Raw genomic sequence first — 18,586 nt, forward strand, 5'->3', positions numbered from 1 at the left:
AGGCTCTAAACATACCAACGCAGTTTGCGTCTCAGGGTCGCGTAATAGCTCCAGCCCTTGGGGTGCAGGAAGCGGACTTGGTGCTGGCTGCGTCGCACGGTGATGGTGTCGCCGTGCAGCAGGCTGGCGAGGCTTTGCATGTCGAAGTTCACCGAGGCATCGCGCCCGGCGACGATCTCCATGCGCACCTCGCCCAGATCGGGCAGGACGATGGGCCGGTTCGACAGGGTGTGGGGGGCGATCGGCACGATCAGCCAGCCAGCGATGCTCGGGTGCAGGATGGGCCCGCCAGCCGACAGCGCATAGGCCGTGGAACCGGTGGGCGAAGCCACGATCAAACCGTCGGCGCGCATATTGGCGACGAACTGCTCGCCGACGTTGACCTTCAGTTCCACCATGCCGGAGGTCCCGCCGCGGCTGACGACCACGTCATTGAGGGCCAGGCCGGAGAAAATCGATTCGCCGTCGCGCCAGACCGCGCCTTCCAGCATGGACCGCGGCTCCACTTCGTAGTCGCCCGCCAGCACCGGCGCCAGCGACTCGCGCCAGCGCTCGATGGGAATGTCCGTGATGAAGCCCAGCCGCCCCTGGTTGATGCCCACCAGCGGAATGCCGTGGCGGGCCATGTCGCGCGCAAAGCCGAGCATGGTGCCGTCACCGCCGATGACGACGGCGAGGTCGCACTGGCGGCCGAGTTCGTCGTTGGACAGCGCGTCGTAGTCCGTCAGGCCGGTGTTGAGCGCGGTGGCGGCTTCCAGCGAGACATCCAGCCCCTGGCTGCACAAAAATTGGGCAATCTCTTCCAGCACCGGCCTGATGCCCGGCGCCTGATGCTTGCCCACGATGGCGACATGTCTGAAGCGCTCGGCCATGCAGCAAATTACACCACAGGGGTATCGCCTCTCCCGGTAAGAAACGGGGAGTTCATAGAATGGCGGCATGCTCGACGAGCGCTCCAAATCCCTGCTGAAAACCCTGGTCGAACGGTATATCGCCGACGGCCAGCCCGTGGGTTCGCGCACGCTGTCCAAAGCCTCGGGCCTGGAACTCAGCCCGGCGACCATCCGCAACGTCATGGCCGACCTGGAAGAGCTCGGCCTCATCGCCAGCCCCCACACCAGCGCCGGCCGCATCCCGACGGCGCGCGGCTACCGCCTGTTTGTGGACACCATGCTGACGGCCCAGCCCGGCCTCATCGGCGTGGAGACGGCCCAGTTGCAGCCCGACCAGCCCCAGCGCGTCATCGCCAGCGCGGCGCAGATGCTGTCCAACCTGTCCAGCTTCGTCGGCGTCGTCACCTCGCCCAAGAAGCCCAGCGTCTTCCACCACATCGAATTCCTGCGCCTGGGCGAGCGCCGCGTCCTCGTCATCCTCGTCTCGCCCGACGGCGACGTGCAGAACCGCGTCATCTTCACCGCCCAGGACCTCAGCCAGGGTGAGTTGCAGGAGGCCAGCAACCGCCTCAACGCCAGCTATGCGGGCCTGACGCTGGAGGCCGTGCGCGAGCGCCTGCGCCACGAGGTCGATGCGCTGCGCGGCGAGATCGCCGGCCTGATGAGCGCCGCCGTGCAGGTCGGCAGCGAGGCCATGCAGCAGCAGGAAGAGCGCGTCGTCGTCTCCGGCGAGCGCAATCTGCTGACCGTGCAGGACTTCAGCCACGACATGGGCAGCCTGCGCCGTCTCTTCGACCTCTTCGAGCAGAAGACCCAGCTGATGCGGCTGCTGGACACCTCCAGCCGCGCCGAGGGCGTGCGCATCTACATCGGCGGCGAAAGCCAGGTCGTGCCCTATGAGGAACTGTCCATCGTCAGCGCCCCCTACGAGGTCGACGGCCAGGTGGTGGGCACGTTGGGCGTCATCGGCCCGACCCGCATGGCCTATGACCGCATGATCCAGATCGTCGACATCACATCGCGGATGGTGGGGCAGGCGCTGAGTCAGCGTTGATCCGGCGCTGATTGGGGGGGGCGTCCGGACCCTGACTAGAATCCGCGCCTCCTCCCCGGGGGCCGTTAGCTCAGTTGGTCAGAGCAGAGGACTCATAATCCTTTGGTCATTGGTTCAAGTCCAATACGGCCTACCAACAAAATCAACAGGTTAGCTGCGAAGGCTGGTCTGTTGTTGGCGGTCGGTGTCAACGCATTAATGCGGAGGCCTCAAAAGTTGCGCCGTCCCTTCATGCTCCGATCAAGCGCAGGCTAGATGTCGGCTGCAGGCTGATTTGAGCCGTTCGCGGCTCACCACCTGAGCGGCGGCTCCTGCCAAAACCGACCACTGAGCGTCCCAGGGAACAAATGCCCAAGGGCCACGGCAAAGGCGGGCAATTCGATCGCCTGCTCGCCTACGCGCCGTAGGCCGCCATGAAGACCCGTACGGCCTCGCGCAAAAGAGCTCTGTCTTCCCGAGGGGCTGGCTTCTCGAGCATCAGCAGCCCGCGGAAGTGTCCGGAGCCCAAGAACATCGACAGGAACAGGTCCGCTGCCTGAAGTGGGTTGCGCACCTTCAGCGTGCCCGCTGAGTGCGCACGGCGCAGGTATGCAGCCAGTTCACCGTTAAAGCGCTCAGGGCCATCCTTGTAGAACTCTCGGCAGACATCCGGCTGCGCCCCTGCGACGCCGTAGACAGAGCGCAGCGTGCCCAGGGCGTCCCCGCGGGTCAATGCAAGAAACCGGGCGCCGATCGCCAGGAGCGTCTTCTCCGGCTGGTCCGGGTCCAGCGATTCAGCGCCTTGGACGCCAGTCACCGTGGTCGCTGTCCTTTCGTGCACGACCGCCTGGAACAGCCTCTCCTTGGAGCCAAAGTTGCTGTAGACGGTCATCTTGGAGACACCGGCGTCCGCGGCGATGGCATCCACGTTGGCGCGCTCCAGGCCATGCTCGTTGAAGTGCCTTCGCGCCGCTTCCAGGATGCGCCTGCAGCGCTCGGGATCGCGCGGGCGTCCCCGCTGGGGCTTGGGAGCAAGAACGGGTTGGTCGGACATGGGCAAATTTCGTGTACTTGACAGTTCACTATATCTGCACCACATTACTGTACTAATGCGTCCAACAACTAATCGCCCATGACCTCCTCCTCCCGGCGCAACCGCAGATCGGTCTCCGCGGCAACCCGCCTTCTGTCACTCGCCGCTGGGGCCGTGCTGTCGGCGTGCTCGACACCCGCCGTGCGGGCTCCCGCGCCCTCGGTGCCCCTTGCGGCCGCCTTTGCCAACAGCCCTGCGGCGCAGGCGGAAGGTGCAGCCGCGGGCGCTGCGTGGTGGGCCGCCTGGGCAGATCCCGCTCTCACCGCGCTGGTTGAGGAAGCGCTGGGCGCCAACCAGGACATCGCCATCGCGCTCCAGCGCGTCGCCCAGGCCCGCGCGGGCGCAGATGCCCAGGCCTCCCGCCTGTGGCCGACAGTGGGCGTGCAGGCATCGGCCTCGCGCAGTGAGAGCGGCCTGCCGGCAGCGGTCAAGCAAGGTCAGCCCGACACCCGCGCACTGCGCGCCGGCATCGATGTGGCCTGGGAGATCGACCTGGCAGGGGGCGTGCGGGCCGCGCGCGACGCGGCGCAGGCCGACGCCACGGCGGCGGCTGCAGGCGTGCAAGGCGCCCGCCTGCTGGTCGCCAGCGAGGTGGCGCGCCAATACTTCGTGCTGCGCAGCGCCCATGAGAGGCTGCGCATCGTGCAGGCCCTGGCGAAGGCGCAACGGGACACCGCCAGCCGCGTGGAAAGCCGGCTGCGCGAAGGCCAGGCCAGTGAGTTCGACCACGACCGCGCGCGCGCCGAAGCCGACGCGCTGGATTCCCAGATGCCGGCGCTGCGGATGCTGGTCGGCACCACCCAGACCAAGCTGGCCGTGCTGCTCGGCCGCAACCCGTCGGCGCGCGTTGTCGACGTCGACAACGGCTTCGCGTGGCCGGCGGCGCGCGCCATCGCGGCGGGCCAGCCCAGCGAGTTGCTGCGGCGCCGCCCTGACCTGGTCGCCGCCGAGGCGCACGTCGGTGCCGAGGCACTGCGCACCGCCGAAGCCCGCGCCCAGTGGTGGCCCAAGCTGTTCCTGAGCGCATTGGTGGGTCGCGAAGACTTGCGCCTCAACGCGCTCGATCTCGCGCCGGTTCACTTCTCCAACGTCGCCCTGGCCTTCGCGATGCCGGTCTTCAACGCCGGCCGGATCGATGCCGGCGTTCGCGTGCAGTCCGCGCGCGCCGACGAGGCTCTGCTCGTCTGGCAGAAGGCGGTGCTGCTGGCGGTCCAGGAGGTCGAAGACAGCCTGCTGGTGCGCTCGCAGGAGGCCGAGCGCAACGCGGCCTTCGCGCTCACCGTCGAGCACCGCCGCCGTTCGCTGCAGCGCGCCGAGTCGCTGCAGCGCGAAGGACAGATCGACCTGCTGGTTCTGCTGGACGTGCAGCGCTCCGTGCTGGCCAGCGAACTGGCCTTGTCGGAGGGCCGCCTGCAGCAGGCGCTCGCCGACGTGCAGCTTTACAAAGCCCTGGGCGGTGGGTTTCCCATGACGCAGCCCGGCACAGCCATGACATCACTTGCCGCAAGGACGCCCCAGTGAACAAGATCTTCCCCGCCCTCTCGCTCTCAAGCATCGCGATCGCCAGCCTGATGCTGACGGCCTGCAGCAAACCGCCCGCACCGGCCGCCGCCGTGAAGCCGGTCTTCGTGACGACCGTGACACCGGCCAACTCCGCGCAGACCCGCAGCTTCACGTCGGTGGTCCATGCCCGCGTGGAAACGGAGCTGGGCTTTCGGACCGGAGGCAAGGTGGTCGAGCGGCTCGTGGAAGTCGGTGGCAGCGTCAAGGCCGGCCAGGTCCTGGCCCGTCTGGATCCTGCCGACTACCAATTGGCGGTGAAGGCGGCCGCGGACCAGGTGCAGGCCGCGTCCGTGGACGCGCAGCAGGCCGCTTCCGACGAGGCGCGCTTTCGCCGGCTGCTGGCGGACGGATCGGTCGCCGCCGCCGACCACGAGCGGCAGAAGGCGCGTGCCGACGCCGCCGCGGCGCGGCTGGACCAGGCGAATCGCCAGCTCGAGCTGGCGCGCAATCGCGAGGCCTACGCCACGCTGGTGGCCCCCTACGCCGGCGTCGTCACGACGCTGCGCTTCGAGCGCGGCCAGGTGGTCGCGGAAGGCCAGCCCGTGCTGTCGCTGGCCCGTGACGGCGCACGCGAGATCGTCGCCGAGCTGCCCGAGGATTGGCTAGGCCGGGCGCGAGGCCTGGTCGCCACGGCGGCCCCCTGGAATGATGCGAAATCGCAGGTCCGCCTCGTGCTGCGCGAGCTCTCGCCGCAGGCCAGCGTGCAAGGCCGGACCTACCGCGCGCGCTATGCGGCGGCGCCCGAATCGCGCGAAACGGTGGCTGCGCTGCCGCTGGGCAGCACGATGCAGTTGACGCTGTCGGGGTCGCAGGCCGGCCTCGCGACCGCAGAGCTGCCCGTGAGTGCCTTGGTCAAGGGCAGTGGCCCCGCCGGCGTGTGGGCTGTGAACGCCAAGGGCTCCGGCCTCGTGTTCACGCCGGTCCAGGTGGTCTCCATCGACGACGCCACGGTTCGGGTCACGGGCCTGACCTCGGGCAGCAAGGTCGTCAGCGTGGGCGCTCAGAAGCTCGATGCGGGCACTGCCGTGCGCGCCATCGAGCGCACCCCCGACGCCGCCACGGCCGCTATTGCGAAGAGCAGCTCATGAAGCGCTTCAATCTCTCCGAGTGGGCGGTCACGCACCGGCCGATGGTGCTGTTCCTGATCATCGTGACGCTCATCGTCGGCGGCCTTTCGTTCAGCAGGCTGGGCCGGCTGGAAGACCCGAACTTCGACGTGCCGCAGATGACGGCCATCGTCGCTTGGCCCGGCGCCACCGCGCAGGACGTGCAGGACCAGGTGCTCAACCGCATCGAGCGTCGGCTCCAGGAGCTCGATCACTTCGACTACGTGCGCAGCTTCTCGCGCCAGGGCTACGGCGGCATCACGCTGTGGATGAAGGGCGGCAGCAGCAAGGAGGAGCTGGTGAACGCCTGGTACCAGGCGCGCAAGAAGATCGGCGACATGCGCCAGGAGTTCCCCGAGGGCGTGCGCGGGCCGTTCTTCAATGACGAGTACAACGACCGCTACAGCGTGCTGTATGCGTTGAGCGCACCCGAGCTGTCGATGGCCGAACTGCTGACGCTCACCGAGGACGTGAAGCGCCGCCTCCAGAGCGTGCCCGGTGCCGCCAAGGTGGACGTGCTGGGCAAGCAGGCCGAGCGGGTGTATGTGGAGGTGTCGACCCGGCGCCTGGCGTCGCTCGGCATCGCGCCGACGGCGGTGTTCGACGCGCTGGCGCGCCAGAACCTGGTGACGCCCGCCGGTTCGGCCGACGCCAGGCACGACCGTGTGCAGGTGCGCGTGGACGGCGGGCTCAAGAGCGCCGCGGACGTCGCCAACGTGACGCTGGAAGTTGGTGGCCAGTTGCTGCGGCTGACCGACATCGCCACCGTGCGCACCGGCTATGAGGACCCGCCCAGCTTCAGCATCCGGCACAACGGCGTGCCGGTCCTGGCCATCGGCGTGACCATGCAGCAAAACGGCAATGTGCTGGACTTCGGCAAGGCGCTGGAGCAGCGGCTGGCCCAGATCCGGCAGGAGATCCCGGCCGGGGTCGAGATCCAGCAATACGCCGACCAGCCGCGCGTGGTGGCCGAGTCGGTCTGGGAGTTCGAGCGTTCGTTCCTGGAGGCGCTCGCGATCGTGCTGGCCGTGTCCTTCCTGTTCCTTGGCTGGCGCACCGGCATCGTGGTCGCCGCGTCGGTGCCCCTGGTGCTTGCGCTGGTCGCGGCGGTGATGTACGCCGCCGGCTGGAACCTCGATCGCATTTCGCTCGGGGCGCTGATCATCGCGCTGGGCCTGCTGGTGGACGACGCCATCATTGCCGTCGAGATGATGGTGGTGAAGCTGGAGGAAGGCTGGGACCGGCTGCGCGCGGCCACCTACGCCTACACGTCCACCGCTTTTCCGATGCTGACCGGCACGCTGGTCACGGCCGCGGGCTTCATGCCGGTGGGCTTCGCCAAGTCGATTGCCGGCCAGTACGCGGGCGGCATTTTCTGGGTCGTCGGAACGGCGCTGATCCTGTCGTGGCTGGTGGCCGTGGTCTTCACGCCTTACCTGGGCGTGTTGCTGCTGCCGAAGAACCTGGCGAGCCAGCACGAACACGGCAAACACCACGACCCTTACGACCGGCCCGTCTACCGCCGGCTGCGCGGCATCGTCGACTGGGCGGTGCATCGCCGGACCTGGGTGCTCGCCATCACGGTGCTGGTGTTCGCCCTGTCCGGAGCGGGCATGCTGGCGGTGCAGCAGCAGTTCTTCCCCACCGCCTCGCGGCCGGAACTGCTGGTTGACCTGCGCCTGCGCGAAGGCGCATCGTTCGCCGCCACGTCCGCCCAGGTGAAGCTGCTCGAGGCCCGGCTGGCGAAGGACCCGGACATCGAGTTCTTCACCGCCTACACCGGTGCCGGCACGCCGCGCTTCTATCTGTCGATCCAGCCGGAGTTGCCGAACCCGGGCTTCGCCCAGTTCGTCATCAAGACGGCGGGGACCGAGCAGCGCGAGCGCGTGCGCGCCCGCCTGATGGAGCTGTTCGCCAGGGACGAGGCGCTCCCTGACGTCAACGCCCGTGTCACGCGCCTGGAATTCGGCCCGCCGGTGGGCTTCCCGGTGCAGTTCCGCGTGATCGGCCCGGACAAGGCGCAGGTGCGCGAGATCGCCTACCGCGTGCGAGACACGGTGCGCCAGAGCCCGCTGGTGCGCGACACGCAACTGGACTGGAACGAGCAGGTCCGCTCGGTGCAGGTCCATGTCGACCAGGACAAGGCGCGGCTGCTCGGCCTGTCCACGGCGGACGTCCAGAGCCTGGTGCAGACCACGCTGGACGGTGCGCCGGTGACGCAGATCCGCCGCGGCGAGGAACTCATCGACGTGGTCGTGCGGGCCACGCCCGAGGAGCGCAAGCGCATCGGCCAGCTGGGCGACCTGCAACTGTTCACGCGCAGCGGCGTGACCGTGCCGCTCTCGCAGGTGGCCCGCGTCGAGCCGAGCTTCGAGGAGCCGGTGCTGTGGCGGCGCAACCGGGACATGGCGCTCACCGTGCGCAGCGACGTCGTCGATGGCGTGCAGGGCCCCGACGCCACGGCGCATATCCGGCCCTCGCTCAAGCCGATCATCGACAGCCTGCCAGCGGGCTACCGCATCGAAGAAGGCGGCGCGATCGAGGAGAGCGACAAGGCCAACGTGGCGTTGTTCGCGGTGTTCCCGGCGATGTTCGCGGTGATGCTGACGCTGCTGATGATCCAGCTGCAGAGCTTCTCGCGCCTGTTCATGGTTTTCATGACGGCGCCGCTGGCGCTGGTGGGCGTGGTGCCGGCGCTGTTGCTGTTCAACGCGCCCTTCGGCTTCGTCGCGCTGCTGGGCGTGATCGCCCTGAGCGGCATGATCATGCGCAACTCGATCATCCTCGTCGACCAGATCGACCAGGACGTCGCACGCGGCATCGCGCCCTGGGCTGCGATCGTCGAGGCCACCGTGCGGCGCTCGCGTCCGGTGGTGCTGACGGCGGCCGCCGCCGTGCTGGCGATGATCCCGCTCACGCACAGCGTCTTCTGGGGCCCGATGGCCATCGCGATCATGGGCGGCCTGGTGGTGGCCACGGCGCTGACCCTCGTCTTCGTGCCGGCGCTGTACGCCGCCTGGTTCCGCATCCGGCGCGACAGCCCCGCACAGACGCCTGCAGAAGCGGGTGCGACCGCAGCGCTCGGCGCACCGCTTGCGGACGGAGGTTCCCATGCCTGAACACGTCGACACCGAGCTTGCCGTGCTCACGGCAATCATCGACAGGGCCGAGCCAGGGCGGCTCGCCGCTGCATCGACATCCACTCACCGCAACCGTTGAAGGACGAAGTCGATGAACACTGATCGCGAAGTTTCCAGTCACTACGGGGCAGGCGACCTTCTCTCGCGGCTCAACGCGGCGTTGGCGGCGGATGGCACCAACCCCGATCACCCCAGCGTGGAGGCGCTCGCGGCCTACGACCAGTTTCATGGCCGCGGCCTGGAGGCGACGGTGGCGGTTGCCGACCAGGTCGATGTCACCGCGTCTGACCACATCCTGGACATTGGCAGCGGCATCGGCGGGCCGGCGCGCTACTTCGCAAACCGCTTCGGTTGCCGGGTCACCGGGATCGACCTGACGCCGGAATTCTGCGACGTTGCCCGCCACCTGACGCAGTTGCTCAATCTCGATGGCAGGGTCACGTTCGAGCTGGGCAATGCGCTGACGATGCCTTTCGCCGACGGCAGCTTCGACGGCGCCTACTCGATGAATGTGTCGATGAACATCGCTGACAAGCCCGCGTTCTATCGCGAGATTCACCGGGTGCTCAAGCCGGGCGCCTGGCTGGGGCTCTCGGAGGTTGCCAAGGGCGAAGGCGGGGACCTCGACTATCCAGCGCCTTGGGCGAGGAGCGCGAGCACCAGCTTCCTGGCGACACCGGAGGAGACGCGGAGCGACCTGCTGGCAGCGGGTTTCGACGTCATTCGATTGCAAAGCACGCTTGAGGAAACCCTGGCGTTTGGCGCGCGCGCTCGCGCGCTGGCCGAGCGCGGCGAGAAGCCGCCCAGGCGCGCGGCAATGCTGATGGACAGCGACATTGCGGCCCAAGCCATCGCGAACTCGTCACGCGGCTTTGCCGAGGCGCGAATCATCCCCATCGAAGTTCTCGCTCGAAAGCCGGCTCAAGACGAGACCTTCTGACGCTGGCCGTGCTTTCCCACCACCAGCCTCGCTCACGTTCAGTCCACTGCCAAGCCCAGCCCCCTCGATCCACAAAACGGAGCCCATCACCATGAATGACGTCATCATCATCGGCGGCAGCTTTGCCGGCCTCGCCGCCGCCCTGCAGCTCGGCCGTGCGGGCCGCAAGGTCACCGTCCTCGATACCGGCCTGCCACGCAATCGCAACGCCCGCCACTCGCATGGCCTGCTCGGCCACGATCACAAGCCACCGCTGGACATCCTGGCCGAGGCGCGGCGGCAACTGGCGCGCTATCCCGCGATCAGGCTGGTCAATGCGCGGGCCGACAGCGTCGCCGGCGCCATCGACGATTTCTCCGTCCTCACCGGCGATGGTCAAACCCTGGGGGCGCGCCGCGTGATCCTGAGCTATGGCGTCACCGACCAGATGCCCGATGTGCCGGGCTTTGCCGAAAGCTGGGGCACGTCCATCGTGCCCTGCCCCTATTGCGACGGCTTTGAAGTCGCCGGCCAGCATTGGGGCCTCGTCTGGTCCGGCCCGCAGTCGCATCAGTCCGCCAGGCTTTTCCTCGATTGGACCGACAAGTTGACCGTCTTCGCCGATGGGCACGACATTGCGCCCGACATCCAGGCCGACCTGGCGCGCCGCAAGATTCCTGTCGTCGATGGTCGCATCATCGAGATCGCCCATCACCAGGGCCATATCGCCACCGTCAATGTCGAGTCCGGCCGCAATGTCGCGGTCGACGTCCTGTTCGCCCATCCGCGCAACAAACCGTCCGCCAGCCTGCATGAGTCCCTGGGCCTCGTCACGGTCGATACGCCCGTTGGCATCGCCCTCAAGGTCGACGAGCGCCGCCAAACCAGCGTGCCCGGCATCTACGCCGCCGGCGACCTCGCCACGCCCTTCCTGCCCTCGGTCACCCAGGCAACGTGGCAGGGCGCGATGGCGGGCATCTTCGCCCAGCAGTCGATGCTGACCTGAGTGCCTTGATCCCTTCTGTCGGTGGCCGCGGGCTACCGCCAGAAGGGCGAATTCCGCTAGGGCGCGATCCGCGCCAGCAGCGGCATCCACATGTCGAAAAGTCGCGCGTGCATTGGCACGCGTGGGGCCGCGCTTCGCCCTCATTCATCTGAACCAACCAGAGATCTTCATGACCAACCAAGCTGTTGTCCTGATCACAGGCGTTTCCTCCGGCATCGGGCTCGCGGCAGCCAAGAAGTTTGTCGCCCGCGGCAGCCGCGTCTTCGGCACGTTGCGCAACCTCCAGAAGGCGACCCCGATCACAGGTGTCGAGCTGGTCGAGATGGACGTTCGCAACGACGCCTCGGTGCTCGCCGGCGTGCTGACAGTGATCAGCCGCGCCGGTCGCGTCGATGTCCTCGTCAACAACGCCGGCGTCAACATGATCGGCGCGGTGGAGGAGACCATGCCTGCCGAGGCGGCCGCCCTGTTCGACACCAACGTGCTGGGCGTGCTCAGAGTCTCGCAGGCGGTCCTGCCGCACATGCGGGAGCTGCGGCAGGGCAGGATCATCAACGTCAGCTCCGTGCTGGGTTTTCTGCCGGGACCCTACATGGGTCTCTACGCCGCATCCAAACACGCCCTCGAAGGGCTGTCGGAATCCTTGGATCACGAAGTGCGCCAGTTCGGCGTCCGCGTGACCCTGGTCCAGCCTTCCTACACGAAGACCAGCCTCGAGGCCAACACGCCCCACGTGGCCACGTTGATCAATGCCTACGACAAAGAACGCCAGCGGGTCACGCGGTCGTTCTCTACCAATGTCGATGGCGGCGATGACCCGGCGACCGTCGCCAACACCATCGTCGATGCGGCTTTCGGCGCCTGGCGGATGCGCCGCACGCCCCCGGGCCAGGCCTCGCTGCTGACCAAGCTGCGCCGCTTCATGCCCGCTGGCCCTGTCGACAAAAGCCTGCGCAAGCAGCTCGGCCTGGGCTGAGCCCAGACCAATGCGGATTCCCTTCGGCAAGTCATTGCCGCACGACGCCCCAGCCGGGGCCAACCTTGAAGGAGCTCACCCATGAAGACTGTCCTGCGCGTTTCTCTCCTGGCGGTGCTCGCCGCGCTTGCCGGCTGTGCCGCACCGGTCAACAAGAAGGCGTGCGATGCGCCCCAGATTCAGCGAGAGCTCAGCTACACGCCTGCGGGCTGTGAGCAGACCTCCTGAATTCAGCCGTGGCCAGCGCGAGCCGTTGGCCCGCCATCCCAACTAAAACCAATCCGGGGACAAGATGAATATTCGTACTCGCGTCGGCCTTGCAGCCGCGCTTTCCGTCTGCGCATTCGGGGCCAGCGCTCAAGCGGTCCTCACGCTCTACGGCAACATCGACACCGCGGTCGACACGACGCACAAGACGACAGGCAGCGCAGGCTCGCCCACGGGCGCATCCGCAGCGCTGATCTTTCCGCCAGGCAGCGCGGGCACCAAGACACGGGTGACGCCGAGCCTCTCGCGCACCAACACCTTGGGCTTCAAGGGGCGTGAGGACCTGGGTGGTGGCTACGCCGCGGGCTTCGTCCTGGAGTCGCAGCCCGGCAGCGACGACGGCAGCCTGTCCCAGGACGGCCGCTTCTTCGGCAAGCAAGCCATGGTGTACGTGGCGACGCCCGGCGGCGAGGTCCGCCTCGGTCGCCAGTACGCGCCGATCTTCTATTCCTTCGCGGCGGGCACGCCCGACGGCCTCGCCGGTACCGATCTGTTCACCGCAGGCCTTGTCACCAACACGCTGCAGATCAGGCAGGACAACCAGGTCAGCTACTGGGCCCGGGTGGGTGGATTCGCTGCCGCCGTTTCCTACAGCCCCAACGCCGGCGTTTCGCGCATCGTGAGCCCGGCGCGTGGCAGCGCCGTGACCGCTGCCACCGGCTCGATGCTGGGGGGCGCCACTTCAGGCGCCGAAGCCTCGGGCTCGGAATCCGGTGGCAAGCGGGGCCGCTCCGGCGGGCTGTTTCTTGGCTACACCGCGCCGACGTTCGGCCTGAGCGCGGGCTTTCACTACAACGAGTTCGACGTGCCCGTGCTGTCCCAGGGCGGTTCGATCTTCGAGCTGGATCGCTACTGGGGTGTCGCGCTGTCTGGAAAGTACATGCTGTCAGTGGATGGTCCGTCGCTGCATGCGATGTACCACGAGGGGCGCTACTTCGATGGGGACGTCCTCAATCTGCCTGGGCAGCCGCCGCTGAGCCTGCCCGGTGCCGGCGGCTTCGACCCGAAGATTCAAACCTTCGTTGTCGGCGCGCGGGTTCCCATCGGCAACTTCGTCTGGATCGGCGAGGCCGGCGAGAGCCGCTTCACGAATTTCACCCGCGGCAAGAACGTCGGCATCTCTCTGGGCGTGGACTATCTGCTGTCCAAGCGCACCGTGCTCTATTCGCGGCTGGCCGTCGCGGAAGACCGGCAAGGTACCGTGTTGCCCATTGTGGGTGTGACTCCGTCGGGAGCGAGGCCGATCAATATTTCCGGCGGCCCTGACGCGATCCTCGCTGCGCTTGGGTTGCGCGAGACACCAGCTTTCAATGGCATCGGTGTCTCGCCGGATGGGAGGTCCAGCATTCTCGCGTTTGGCATCCGACACAGTTTTTGAGGAGGCCCTGAAGCGCCCCACCGCTCGCCGTCCGTGTCGCGTGGTTCGAATCCGCCTTGACGTGCGTCAAGGAGAGGGTCGAGGTGGACTCCTAGCATCGCTGCATTCGCTCTGAATGTTTCCGAGGCCGTCCCATGAATCTCGACCTTCACTGTGCGCCCATCGATCTGCGCAACTTTCATCCGCACGAGTGGCAGGAGCGCATTTCCGGTGCCATGCGCAGCCTTGCACCGCGCGACTCGGTGGAATTGATCAACGACCAGGACCCGCTGCGGCTGCGAGACGGCTTGCAGGCGGAACTGCCCGGTGGATTTGCCTGGGAGGCGTTGCAGAGCGGCCCCGACACTTGGCGGGTGCGCATCACGCGGCAGGCGGCCGGCCAGGGTGGCGGCTGCTGCGGCGGTTGCTGTGGTGGCTGAGCCCGGCGAACGGCGATGCTGCTGAGCTTGCACGAGCCGCCCCAGGCGACGCCCAAGGTCTGTGCGCTGTTCGCGCTGGGATTTCGGCCGTTCTATCTGCTGGCCAGCGTTTTCGCGGCGCTTTCGGTGCCGCTGTGGGTGCTGCAGTACTCGGGCGCGCTAGGTCACGTCTATCTGGCCGGACCGGTCTGGCATGCCCACGAGATGCTGTTCGGGTTCACGCTGGCCGTGATCGTGGGTTTCCTGTTCACTGCCGGCCAGAACTGGACGGGCCTGCCCACGCCCACGGGCTGGCGGCTCGGCGCGCTGGCGGCACTGTGGGTGCTGGCGCGCATCCTGGTGCTGACGCCCTATGCCATGGCCGCGGCGGCGGCCAACGTGGCTTTCCCGCTTGCGGCCGCACTTGCGCTGGCCCTGCCATTCGCCAAAGCCGGGAACCGGCGCAACTATTTCTTCGTCGGGCTGTTGGGGCTGCTGGCGGGCGCAGCCGGCTTCGTGCACCTGACACGGATGGGCATGGTGGCGATGTCCGGCGGGCTGGGCATCCAGCTGGCGTTGGACGTCGTGCTCTTCATCCTGGCGGTCATGGGCGGGCGCGTCATCCCGATGTTCACGAACAACGGTGCGCCCGGGGCCGGTGCGGCCCGCCACCCCTGGGTGGAGAAGGCCTCGCTCGGTGGCGTGCTGGCGCTGCTGGCTGCCGATGCCATGGGCCTGCAGGGCGGCTTCATGGCTGCCCTCGCCGCAGCCGCCGGCACGGCGCACGCCTGGCGCTGGGCGCTTTGGCGCCCTTGGAAGACGCTGCGGCTGCCGCTGTTGTGGGTGCTGCATCTGGGCTACTTGTGGGTGCCCGTCCACCTCGGGCTGCGCTGCCTGGCCGAGATGGGCTGGGTCATGCCGTCGCTGGCCACGCACGCGCTGACTGTGGGCGCCATCGGCGGCCTCGTCATCGGCATGATGACGCGCACCGCGCGCGGACACACGGGGCGGCCGCTGCGAGCCGACCGGTATGAGACCGCCTGCTACCTGCTGATCGCCCTGGCGGCCGCCGTGCGCGTGGCGCTGCCGCTGGCCGCGCCGGGCCAGGCCGTTCACGCAGCACTGGCCTCGGCGCTGCTGTGGTCGGCCGGCTTCGGCCTGTATGCCGTGCGCTACTGGCCCGTGCTGTCGCGCTCCCGCGTCGACGGCCGGCCGGGCTGAGCCTCTCAACCCCGACGAGCACCCCACCATGAAGCTGCCCGACTACTTCGACGAAGTCCCCCGCCTGAGGGTGCAGGACCCACTGGCCCGGGTGCTGGGCTGCGCCGAGGACGGCATCTTCGAGTACGGATATGGCGACGCCGTAAGGCTCACCGGGCATTCCTGCGCCACCGTCGCGGCGGCCTACTGGCTCACCTGGCTGGCGCTTGAGCAGCTCTATCCCAGCGGTCTGCCCCAGCGCGGCGGCATCAAGGTGGAATTCCGCGACGACGCCCGCTCCGGCAACAGCGGCGTCGTCGCAACCGTCGTGCAGATGCTCACCGGCGCGGCCGGCGGCTCGGGCTTCAAGGGGCTGGGCGGCCGCTTCAGCCGGGCCGGGCTGATCCGCAACCGGCCCGACCTGGTGCTGGCGCTGCGCTTCACGCGGCTGGACACGCACGCCGCCGTGGACGTCGGCATGGACACATCGTCCATGCCGGGGCTGCCCGAGCTGGACGCGTTGGTGGCACTGCTGTCGTCCGGCAAGACGACGGCGCAGCAGGAGCACAGCCTCGCCACGCTATGGCAGGCGCGCGTGCGCTCGCTGCTGCTGGAGCATGGGCGAGACCGCCGGGTGTTCATGGTGCGCCCCGTCTGCCGGCTCGGCAGCGACCTGGCGCCGCAGGCAGCGTAGGCAAGGCCGACCATGGCGAAGAAGTTTCCGATCCGCCCCGCGAACCCGGGCCGGATCTGCTGGGGATGCGAGCGCTACTGCCCCGCCGATTCCCTGCAGTGCGGCAACGGCTCGGTCGCCACACCCCATCCCAGTGAACTTTTCGGCGACGATTGGATGAACTGGGGCCTGGACGGCAGGGACCTCGCCGAGCCGCCCCTGGCGCCGGATACGGTAGCGGAGTGATTCGTCGCAAACCTTGCGCGGCGTCAAGGTCGTTGCGCGGTGGGCTGCCCAGAATGCGCCGCATGTCCATCGGCTGGAACCGCGCACGCCTCGCCACCAAGGTCGGCATCCTGGGGGCTGCGTTGCTGTGCATCGCGCTGGCGTCCATCGGGCTCACGCTGTGGATAGGGTGGCAGCTGGAAGGCGGCGCGGCGGCCGTGAACGAGGCCGGGCGGCTGCGCATGCAGACCTGGCGGCTGGCCTATGAAGGCAGCGCCACTTCGGGTGACCGCCTGCCGGCACTGGTCGATGCCTATGAGGCCTCCCTGCAACTGCTGGTGTCGGGCGACCCTGCGCGACCGCTGTTCCTGCCGCGCGACGCGGCCACCCTGCGGGCCTACGAGGGCGTGCACGAGGGTTGGCGCGAGCTCAAGGCGGCGTCGACCGCCGGCCGGCCGGTGCCGTCCGGGGCTCAGGCCGAGGCCTTGGTCCGGCGCATCGACGTCCTCGTCGATGCCGTCGAAGCACGCATGGCGGGTTGGAGTTCGCTGCTGTCGAGCGTGCAGCTGGCGCTGGTGGGGCTGGCCATCGCCGCGTCCCTGATCTTCCTGTATGCCTCGCACCTCGTCGTGTTCGCGCCGGTCGACCGGCTGCGCCACGGCTTGCAATCTCTGGAGCAGGGCACCCTGGGCGCGCGCGTCGCCGAGGACTCGCTGGACGAGTTCGGCGAGCTGGCGCGCGGCTTCAACCGCATGGCGCAACGGCTGGAGTCCGTCTACCGCGGCATGGAAGACGAGGTGCGCCGCAAGACGGCCGACCTGCGCCTGGAGCAACAGCGCCTGGCAGCCCTCTACGAAGCGACGGCCTTCGCCGCTGGAGCCGCGTCGCAACGCGAGCTCGCGGCCGGTTTCGCCGAGCGCATGCGCCGCGTCGCCGGCGCCGACGCCGTCATGCTGCGCTGGATGGACCCGAGCCAACAGCGCATGGTGCTGCTGGCCGCGCAGGGTCTGCCGCCAGCGCTGCTGGAGGCCGAGCGCTGCCTGGCACCCGGCGAATGCCATTGCGGCAGCCCCAGGCCGCAGGCGCGCGTGATCGCCATCGCCCCGGTGGGCGGGCAGGAGTCGCGATGCGCCAAGGCGGGCTTCGTGGCCGTGACGACCGTTGCGCTGACGGTGCAGGGCCGGGTGATGGGCGAGGTGGATCTGCTCTTTCGCGAGATGCCGCAGCCCACCAAGGCCGACCGGGAGTTGCTGGACAGCCTGGCCAGCCACCTGGCGACCGCCATGGACGGCCTGCGCAGCGAAGCCCTGCGACGTGAAGCCGCCGTCGCGGAGGAGCGTGGCATGCTGGCTCGCGAGCTGCACGATTCCATCGCCCAGGGCCTGGCCTTCATGAAGATCCAGCTGCAGTTGCTGAAGGACGCCCGGCAGGCCGGCGACAGCGCCGGCGCAGCGCGGCTGATCGAGGAGCTGGAGCTCGGCTTGAAGGAGAGCACGGCCGACGTGCGGGCGCTGCTGATGCATTTCCGCACCCGCACGGACGGTGATGACCTGCTGCCGGCCTTGCAGCAGACGCTGCAGAAGTTCCGCCTGCAAAGCGGCCTGCAGGCGGAGCTCAAGGTCGACGGGCATGGCGCGCCGCTGCCGGCCGACGTGCAGGTGCAGCTGCTGCACGTCGTGCAGGAGGCGCTGGCCAACGTGCGCAAGCACGCCCAGGCGCAGCGCGTGCAGGTGAGCCTGGCTCACCAGCCGCATTGGCAGATCGACGTGCGCGACGATGGCTGCGGTTTCGACGCGGCGCAGGACGCGCACGACGACAGCCACGTGGGGCTGCGCATCATGCGCGAGCGCGCGGCCAAGGTGGGCGCCGCCGTGGCGCTCGAATCCCAACCCGGAGCGGGCACGCTGGTGCGCATCTCGCTTCCCGAGCCCGAGGCGGTGAACCCATGAATGCCGATGCCATCCGAGTCCTGGTGGTCGACGACCACACCCTGTTCCGCCGCGGCCTGATCGCACTGCTGGCGACGCAGCCGCAATTGCAGGTCGTGGGCGAAGCCGGCGACGCCGGCGCGGCCGAGCGTCTGTGTGCGGAGCTGCGGCCCCAGGTCATCCTGCTGGACAACCACCTTCCCGGCGTATCGGGTGTACAGGCACTGCCCGCGCTGAAGGCTGCCGTGCCCACAGCGCAGGTCCTGATGCTGACGATGAGCGAGTCGGAGGCCGATCTCGGCGCCGCGCTGCGCGCCGGGGCCTGCGGCTACCTGCTCAAGACGGCCGACAACCACGAGCTGACCCAGGCCATCGAGCGCGCAGTGCGCGGCGTGTCCAGCTTCAGCGCCGAGATGGCTGGCAAGCTGGCCACGGCCTTCCGCCACGAGGCCGAGGCGGCGTCGACGGCCGTTGCGGCCCCGCTTGATCCCTTCGCCGCGCTGTCGCCGCGCGAGCGCGAGATCGTCGAGCTGATCGCCCATGGCGACTCCAACAAGCACATCGCACGCGCCCTGGGCATCGCCGAGACCACGGTGAAGATCCATGTGCAGCATCTGCTGCGCAAGCTGGAGCTGGATTCGCGCGTGCAGGCCGCCGTGCTGGTGACGCAGCAGCGCATGGCCGCCTAGTCCTTAATGACGAGGCCGGCCCGGCCGGCGTCCTCCCAGCGGGCGGTGCCCGGCTGGTCTAGCGGTGAATATGCGGCGCGGCGCGCGCGCGGGAAAGTC

General features: G+C 68.5%; 17 protein-coding genes and 1 tRNA gene. 16 read left to right on the forward strand and 2 right to left on the reverse strand.

The features are described from left to right. Window positions 1-5 precede the first annotated feature (5 nt). Window positions 6-872, reverse strand: coding sequence for an NAD kinase (locus J2X20_RS26125; protein WP_310271928.1), 867 nt, complete (start codon window positions 870-872; stop codon window positions 6-8). A gap of 67 nt (window positions 873-939) precedes the next feature. On the opposite strand from J2X20_RS26125, the gene hrcA reads away from it, so the two are divergent. Both hrcA and J2X20_RS26135 read left to right on the forward strand, forming a co-directional pair. After that, window positions 940-1,947, forward strand: coding sequence for a heat-inducible transcriptional repressor HrcA (gene hrcA, locus J2X20_RS26130; RefSeq protein WP_310271931.1), 1,008 nt, complete (start codon window positions 940-942; stop codon window positions 1,945-1,947). A gap of 59 nt (window positions 1,948-2,006) precedes the next feature. Continuing rightward, window positions 2,007-2,083 (forward strand) — tRNA-Ile (locus J2X20_RS26135). A 258-nt stretch (window positions 2,084-2,341) separates the two neighbouring features. Here J2X20_RS26135 and J2X20_RS26140 read toward each other — a convergent pair. Then, the gene (locus tag J2X20_RS26140) at window positions 2,342-2,980 is read right to left on the reverse strand and encodes a TetR/AcrR family transcriptional regulator (protein ID WP_310271934.1); all 639 of its coding nucleotides are present in this window, start codon (window positions 2,978-2,980) and stop codon (window positions 2,342-2,344) included. 78 nt (window positions 2,981-3,058) lie between these two features. Here J2X20_RS26140 and J2X20_RS26145 point away from each other — a divergent pair, with 78 nt between their 5' ends. The 14 genes from J2X20_RS26145 to J2X20_RS26210 all read left to right on the forward strand — a co-directional run bounded on the left by J2X20_RS26145 (window position 3,059) and on the right by J2X20_RS26210 (window position 18,487). Beyond that, window positions 3,059-4,540, forward strand: coding sequence for an efflux transporter outer membrane subunit (locus J2X20_RS26145; RefSeq protein ID WP_310271936.1), 1,482 nt, complete (start codon window positions 3,059-3,061; stop codon window positions 4,538-4,540). Further along, window positions 4,537-5,670: an efflux RND transporter periplasmic adaptor subunit gene (locus J2X20_RS26150; RefSeq protein WP_310271938.1), complete on the forward strand. Its 1,134-nt coding sequence runs from the start codon at window positions 4,537-4,539 to the stop codon at window positions 5,668-5,670. Before J2X20_RS26145 ends, J2X20_RS26150 begins: the two co-directional genes overlap by 4 nt. Beyond that, window positions 5,667-8,807 (forward strand): efflux RND transporter permease subunit, encoded by a 3,141-nt coding sequence (locus J2X20_RS26155; RefSeq protein WP_310271941.1) that lies wholly within the window; start codon window positions 5,667-5,669, stop codon window positions 8,805-8,807. Before J2X20_RS26150 ends, J2X20_RS26155 begins: the two co-directional genes overlap by 4 nt. Window positions 8,808-8,919: 112 nt before the next feature. Then, on the forward strand, window positions 8,920-9,768 hold the full coding sequence (locus tag J2X20_RS26160; RefSeq protein WP_310271944.1) for a class I SAM-dependent methyltransferase: 849 nt from the start codon (window positions 8,920-8,922) through the stop codon (window positions 9,766-9,768). Between the two features lie 91 nt (window positions 9,769-9,859). Next, window positions 9,860-10,753: an NAD(P)/FAD-dependent oxidoreductase gene (locus tag J2X20_RS26165; protein WP_310271947.1), complete on the forward strand. Its 894-nt coding sequence runs from the start codon at window positions 9,860-9,862 to the stop codon at window positions 10,751-10,753. A 169-nt stretch (window positions 10,754-10,922) separates the two neighbouring features. Beyond that, window positions 10,923-11,729 (forward strand): oxidoreductase, encoded by an 807-nt coding sequence (locus tag J2X20_RS26170; protein WP_310271950.1) that lies wholly within the window; start codon window positions 10,923-10,925, stop codon window positions 11,727-11,729. A gap of 81 nt (window positions 11,730-11,810) precedes the next feature. Beyond that, complete coding sequence (locus tag J2X20_RS26175) at window positions 11,811-11,957, forward strand: hypothetical protein (RefSeq protein ID WP_310271953.1); 147 nt, start codon at window positions 11,811-11,813, stop codon at window positions 11,955-11,957. A 64-nt stretch (window positions 11,958-12,021) separates the two neighbouring features. After that, window positions 12,022-13,374, forward strand: a complete 1,353-nt coding sequence (locus tag J2X20_RS26180; protein WP_310271955.1) for a porin — start codon at window positions 12,022-12,024, stop codon at window positions 13,372-13,374. 134 nt (window positions 13,375-13,508) lie between these two features. Further along, window positions 13,509-13,793 carry a DUF2249 domain-containing protein gene (locus J2X20_RS26185; protein WP_310271958.1) on the forward strand — a complete coding sequence of 95 codons (285 nt, stop codon included), beginning with the start codon at window positions 13,509-13,511 and terminating at the stop codon, window positions 13,791-13,793. A gap of 15 nt (window positions 13,794-13,808) precedes the next feature. Beyond that, complete coding sequence (locus tag J2X20_RS26190) at window positions 13,809-14,993, forward strand: NnrS family protein (protein ID WP_310271961.1); 1,185 nt, start codon at window positions 13,809-13,811, stop codon at window positions 14,991-14,993. A gap of 28 nt (window positions 14,994-15,021) precedes the next feature. Further along, on the forward strand, window positions 15,022-15,666 hold the full coding sequence (locus tag J2X20_RS26195; RefSeq protein ID WP_310271964.1) for a hypothetical protein: 645 nt from the start codon (window positions 15,022-15,024) through the stop codon (window positions 15,664-15,666). Between the two features lie 12 nt (window positions 15,667-15,678). After that, complete coding sequence (locus J2X20_RS26200; protein WP_310271966.1) at window positions 15,679-15,891, forward strand: DUF3079 domain-containing protein; 213 nt, start codon at window positions 15,679-15,681, stop codon at window positions 15,889-15,891. Between the two features lie 62 nt (window positions 15,892-15,953). Next, window positions 15,954-17,819, forward strand: coding sequence for a type IV pili methyl-accepting chemotaxis transducer N-terminal domain-containing protein (locus J2X20_RS26205; protein ID WP_310271969.1), 1,866 nt, complete (start codon window positions 15,954-15,956; stop codon window positions 17,817-17,819). After that, entirely contained in the window at window positions 17,816-18,487 is a 672-nt protein-coding gene (locus J2X20_RS26210) for a response regulator (protein WP_310271972.1), read from the forward strand. Before J2X20_RS26205 ends, J2X20_RS26210 begins: the two co-directional genes overlap by 4 nt. The last annotated feature ends 99 nt before the right edge of the window (window positions 18,488-18,586 follow it).

Source organism: Roseateles saccharophilus (assembly GCF_031458095.1).
GTDB lineage: Bacteria > Pseudomonadota > Gammaproteobacteria > Burkholderiales > Burkholderiaceae_C > Pelomonas > Pelomonas saccharophila_A.

What these genes read in the sequence shown, in the direction of transcription:
- J2X20_RS26125 (WP_310271928.1), bottom strand. Translation starts at nt 872, where the DNA reads ATGGCCGAGCGCTTCAGACATGTCGCCATCGTGGGCAAGCATCAGGCG.
- hrcA (WP_310271931.1), top strand. Translation starts at nt 940, where the DNA reads ATGCTCGACGAGCGCTCCAAATCCCTGCTGAAAACCCTGGTCGAACGG.
- J2X20_RS26140 (WP_310271934.1), bottom strand. Translation starts at nt 2,980, where the DNA reads ATGTCCGACCAACCCGTTCTTGCTCCCAAGCCCCAGCGGGGACGCCCG.
- J2X20_RS26145 (WP_310271936.1), top strand. Translation starts at nt 3,059, where the DNA reads ATGACCTCCTCCTCCCGGCGCAACCGCAGATCGGTCTCCGCGGCAACC.
- J2X20_RS26155 (WP_310271941.1), top strand. Translation starts at nt 5,667, where the DNA reads ATGAAGCGCTTCAATCTCTCCGAGTGGGCGGTCACGCACCGGCCGATG.
- J2X20_RS26160 (WP_310271944.1), top strand. Translation starts at nt 8,920, where the DNA reads ATGAACACTGATCGCGAAGTTTCCAGTCACTACGGGGCAGGCGACCTT.
- J2X20_RS26165 (WP_310271947.1), top strand. Translation starts at nt 9,860, where the DNA reads ATGAATGACGTCATCATCATCGGCGGCAGCTTTGCCGGCCTCGCCGCC.
- J2X20_RS26170 (WP_310271950.1), top strand. Translation starts at nt 10,923, where the DNA reads ATGACCAACCAAGCTGTTGTCCTGATCACAGGCGTTTCCTCCGGCATC.
- J2X20_RS26175 (WP_310271953.1), top strand. Translation starts at nt 11,811, where the DNA reads ATGAAGACTGTCCTGCGCGTTTCTCTCCTGGCGGTGCTCGCCGCGCTT.
- J2X20_RS26180 (WP_310271955.1), top strand. Translation starts at nt 12,022, where the DNA reads ATGAATATTCGTACTCGCGTCGGCCTTGCAGCCGCGCTTTCCGTCTGC.
- J2X20_RS26185 (WP_310271958.1), top strand. Translation starts at nt 13,509, where the DNA reads ATGAATCTCGACCTTCACTGTGCGCCCATCGATCTGCGCAACTTTCAT.
- J2X20_RS26190 (WP_310271961.1), top strand. Translation starts at nt 13,809, where the DNA reads ATGCTGCTGAGCTTGCACGAGCCGCCCCAGGCGACGCCCAAGGTCTGT.
- J2X20_RS26195 (WP_310271964.1), top strand. Translation starts at nt 15,022, where the DNA reads ATGAAGCTGCCCGACTACTTCGACGAAGTCCCCCGCCTGAGGGTGCAG.
- J2X20_RS26200 (WP_310271966.1), top strand. Translation starts at nt 15,679, where the DNA reads ATGGCGAAGAAGTTTCCGATCCGCCCCGCGAACCCGGGCCGGATCTGC.
- J2X20_RS26205 (WP_310271969.1), top strand. Translation starts at nt 15,954, where the DNA reads ATGTCCATCGGCTGGAACCGCGCACGCCTCGCCACCAAGGTCGGCATC.
- J2X20_RS26210 (WP_310271972.1), top strand. Translation starts at nt 17,816, where the DNA reads ATGAATGCCGATGCCATCCGAGTCCTGGTGGTCGACGACCACACCCTG.